We start from the raw sequence: 1,912 nt of genomic DNA, 5'->3' as shown, positions 1-1,912 counted from the left end.
GGCGCGCTCGAGGTCGTCGAAGCGGACGGGCACGCGCGGGCGTTCCCCGCCGAGGCCGCGGACGTACACGCGCGTCTGCCGGGCGCGGCCCGGCGAGTCGTGACTGGTCATGATGACCGGACTCTAGCAGGCGCGCGCCCGCCCGTCTCAGATGGGGTAGTACGAGCGCGCCGAGCCGTTCAGGAAGTCACGCGTGGGAATCCAGATGAGGGGGTGGCGTTCCTCCACCTCGGGCGGGGGGCCGTAACGGACGAGGTTCATGACGTCCGCGAAGTCCACCCACTGCGCGCCGAGCACCTCCGGGTCGGTGGGGTTCAGGTCTCCGCTGAACTTCGCGGTGAAGCGCGCGAAGTTCGCGAAGCAGTGGTGCTTGCTGCCGGAGAGCATCTCGCCTTCGAGGAGGCTGACGAAGTCGAGGTCGGTGACGTCGAGGCCCGTCTCGACCTTGACCTGCCGGACGGCGGCGTCCGCGAGGGACTCGCCCTCGACGGCCTTGCCGCCGGGGAGGCCCCAGAAGATGCTGCCGTCGTCCATGCGCTCCGTGACGAGGAGCAGTTTGCCCTCCTGCACGAGGTAGACGTGCGCGGCACGTTTGATGGGAATGACGCGGGAGAGGTTCATCTGCGCTTCAGTCTAATGGGTTTGAACGCTCATACATTTGAAGCGTGGGCGCTCCCTCACGCTTTCCCCGGCGTCACGTCGCGCTCGCGGCCCACGACGACGTCGAGGACGGCGCGGTACGGCCCGTCGTCCTCCTGCCGCATGAGGGTGACGCGGTCGAAGTCGAGCGTGCCGAAACCCTCGAAGCGCGCCTCGAGGTCGCTCGCGAGCGCCTCGGCGTCCTCGCCTTCGTAGGGCTCGACGAGCGTGAAGTGCGGCGTCCACGTGTCGAGCCCGCGCGGGGTCCGCAGGGCGCGCAGACGGGCCCGCTCGTGGGGCGCGGCGTACTTCGAGGGGTCCTCCCGGACGAGGTCGTCGAAGCTCGATCCGGTCACGAAGCGCGCGAGCCGCGCCACGAGGAGCGTCTGGAGCACCACGAGCGCCTCGCTCGCCTCGTAGCGCAGGACGATCACCTCGCCGCCGTCCCACACCTCGGTCCGCCCGCCCGACAGCGCGAGGTGCGCGTCCGGCGAGAGGCAGGCGCACAGAGCGCGCAACTCGCGCTCGATGTCGTCCCAGTCGGCGGGATCGCACTCGAAGGCCTCCGTGACGGTGAGGTGGAACCCGAAGGGCCCGGCCTTCGCGGTCCACTCGGGCCGCAGGCCGGGCGGCTGCTGCACGGGCTGCCCGGCGCGGCTGTCCCAGCCGAGAACGGCGCTTCCGAGCCGGAAGAAGGCGCTCTGCGCGGGCGGCACGAGGTACACGGCGAAACGGGTGGTCATGCGTGCATTAGGGCAGACGCCACGCGCGGCGTTGGTGGGAGAAGCTTCAAGACCTCAGACGAGCAGCAGCCCGGCGGGCGTGGGCGCCTCGAAGAGCCGCGCCTTCCCGACGCGGCCGGAGTCCGCGTCACGCGGGAACACGGCGACGGTGCCGCCCTCCTGGTTCCCGACGAGCACGAAGCGTCCGTCCGGGGTGAGGACGAGGTGCCTCGGGACGTGCCCGCCCGTGGGGACGCCCTGCACGCGCTCCAGCTCTCCTCCCTCCGCCAGCGCGTACACGTCGAGCGCGTCGCGTCCGCGCACCGAGACGTACACGAAGCGCCCGTCCGGGCTGAAGGCCGCCTCGCCGGGCTGGTCGCCCTCCTCGGCGGGCGGAACGACGCGCACGAGCTCCGGGGCGCCTTCATCGAGGCGCAGCACCGCGAGGCCTCCGGCGAGTTCGAGCGTCACCACCGCGAGCTTCGAGTCGGGCGAGAAGGCCACGTGACGCGGCCCGGAGCCGCCCGGCAGGCGCGTGGTGGCCGCGCGGC

General features: G+C 71.8%; 3 protein-coding genes. All 3 read right to left on the bottom strand.

Annotated features, from left to right (window positions below; all coding sequences use genetic code 11):
- Positions 1-147: 147 nt before the first annotated feature.
- Positions 148-621, bottom strand: coding sequence for an NUDIX hydrolase (locus tag DEIPI_RS0117755; protein WP_027482647.1), 474 nt, complete (start codon positions 619-621; stop codon positions 148-150).
- Positions 622-677: 56 nt separating this feature from the next.
- On the bottom strand, positions 678-1,382 hold the full coding sequence (locus DEIPI_RS32345; RefSeq protein WP_045234639.1) for a DUF1045 domain-containing protein: 705 nt from the start codon (positions 1,380-1,382) through the stop codon (positions 678-680).
- 54 nt (positions 1,383-1,436) lie between these two features.
- Positions 1,437-1,912: lactonase family protein (locus DEIPI_RS32340; protein WP_157463774.1), on the bottom strand; the 476-nt coding region annotated here is incomplete at its 5' end.

Source organism: Deinococcus pimensis DSM 21231 (assembly GCF_000519345.1).
In the GTDB taxonomy this organism is placed as follows: Bacteria; Deinococcota; Deinococci; order Deinococcales; family Deinococcaceae; genus Deinococcus_A; species Deinococcus_A pimensis.
Note: the sequence above shows the minus strand (reverse complement) of the source record. Positions and strands in the feature narration are given on the sequence as shown.

Bases quoted from the DNA above. Each gene is read 5' to 3' on its own strand.
- DEIPI_RS32345 (WP_045234639.1), bottom strand. From the start codon at position 1,382: ATGACCACCCGTTTCGCCGTGTACCTCGTGCCGCCCGCGCAGAGCGCC.
- DEIPI_RS0117755 (WP_027482647.1), bottom strand. From the start codon at position 621: ATGAACCTCTCCCGCGTCATTCCCATCAAACGTGCCGCGCACGTCTAC.